Annotated in this window: 2 protein-coding genes; one reads left to right on the top strand and one right to left on the bottom strand. The window is 60.6% G+C overall.

Annotated features, from left to right (window positions below; translation table 11 throughout):
- Positions 1–280, bottom strand: a 280-nt coding sequence (locus EN939_RS32140) for an FAD-dependent oxidoreductase (RefSeq protein WP_164751421.1), incomplete at its 3' end; no start/stop codon positions are given.
- 433 nt (positions 281–713) lie between these two features.
- On the opposite strand from EN939_RS32140, the gene EN939_RS32145 reads away from it, so the two are divergent.
- The coding region (locus EN939_RS32145; RefSeq protein WP_127271583.1) for an imelysin family protein at positions 714–1,951 on the top strand (1,238 nt) is incomplete at its 3' end.

A 1,951-nucleotide genomic window follows, 5' to 3' on the forward strand; every position in this document is an offset into this window, starting at 1 on the left:
CGGCAATATCCAAACTGCGGCGTCCGGCATCGATCCGATCGATCCTGACGCCGGGCCGGTAATCGATGGCGCTGCCGGTGTAAAAGGCCTCGCCGCGCAAGGGTTGCGGCTTGGCCTCGGCATCCTTGATGAAAGTCTTCGACAGCGGCGGCTTGTGATAGGGAAGTTCGTCCTCATCCCCAACGAGGATCACCGGCCCGTCATAGCCGTCTTCGCGCAGACTGGCGGCCGCTTGCACGCCCGCATGACCCGCGCCGACAATGACCACACCGTTCTTCATCGCATCCAATCCTGATTCTACCCTAGGATGTTTCGCCAGATGGCAATTGTCTGGCACCGCTGCAAGCGAGCTTTTGCGGGTCGCATCCGGGATGGCGGCTGTCAATCGCACAGTTCAGCGGCAAGACCGGTGCAGGAAAATGCATAAAGTTGAGAGTCGTAGTTTAGAATAATTCTAAACTGTTGTTTCAATTGACTTTTCTTGCGGATTGTCATTGACATCCGACGATGTCGCAGCTTTATGGAGGCTCGCGCGTCAGCGCATCCCTTTAATGTCTGGGCCTTGAACCCTTTCGATTGGAGGCATTTTGGTGTCTTTCTTCCGCGAACCGCGCGATGGCGCGGCATCTCTTGCGCCCAATGGCCCACAGATGGCCTGGCGCCGGTTGCTGCGCGCGCCGTTTACAGAATTTCCGAGAAACTGGAGAGTGATTATGACAGCACGATATGGCAGCAGGCTTGCGGCGATCGGCGCCACTGCCCTGCTGACGGCGGCGGTATTCGTGTTGCCGGCAAAGGCGGAAACCGATGCAAAGGCGGTCATCAAGACCTATTCCGACATCGCACTCGCCAAATACGAGGATTCGTTGACCACCGCGCAGGCGCTCGACAAGGCGGTCGACGCGCTGCTCGCCGCGCCATCGGTGGAACCCCTCAACGCTGCCCGTGACGCCTGGAAGGCATCGCGCGTTCCCTACCAGCAGACCGAGGTCTACCGCTTCGGCAACAAGATCGTCGACGACTGGGAAGGCAAGGTGAACTCCTGGCCGCTGGATGAAGGCTTGATCGACTACGTTGCCAAGAGCTACGGCACCGAATCGGACGCGAACGCGCTCTACACGGCCAATGTGATCGCCAACAAGGAGATCGAGATCAACGGCAAGAAGGTCGATGCATCGAAGCTTTCGCCGGAGTTCCTCTCCGGCACGCTGCAGGGAGCCGGCGGCATCGAGGCCAATGTCGCCACCGGCTACCACGCCATCGAATTCCTGCTCTGGGGCCAGGACCTGCATGGCACCGGCCCGGGTGCCGGCGAGCGCCCCTATACCGACTACGACCTCAAGAACTGCACCGGCGGCAATTGCGATCGCCGCGCCGAGTATCTGAAATCGGCCAGCGACCTTCTGGTTTCGGATATTCAGGAGATGGTCGGCAACTGGAAGGAAGACGGCGCCGCCCGCAAGGCTCTCGTCGATGGCGAGCCGAACACGGCGATCTCGACCATCTTCACCGGCATGGGCTCGCTGTCCTACGGCGAACTGGCCGGCGAGCGCATGAAGCTCGGCCTGCTGCTGCATGATCCGGAAGAGGAGCACGATTGCTTCTCCGACAACACCTACAATTCGCATCTCTACGACGCCATCGGCATTCGCGCGGCCTATCATGCGAGCTACACGCGTCTCGACGGCACCGTCGTTTCGGGTCCCTCGGTGGCCGATATGGTGAAGGCGGCCGATCCGGCGATCGACAAGGAACTGTCTGACAAGCTCGATGTCACCGTCGCCAAGATGGAGGCGATCAAGGCGCGTGCACTGGCCGGCGAGGCCTATGACCAGCAGATCGCCGAGGGCAACGTTGAGGGCAACGCCACCGTGCAGGCGGCGATCGATGCGCTGATCGATCAGACCAAGTCGATTGAGCGCGCCGTCGGCTCCCTGAAGCTCAGCACCAT

Origin of the sequence: Mesorhizobium sp. M7A.F.Ca.CA.002.05.1.1 (assembly GCF_003998335.1) — a bacterium.
Lineage (GTDB): Bacteria > Pseudomonadota > Alphaproteobacteria > Rhizobiales > Rhizobiaceae > Mesorhizobium.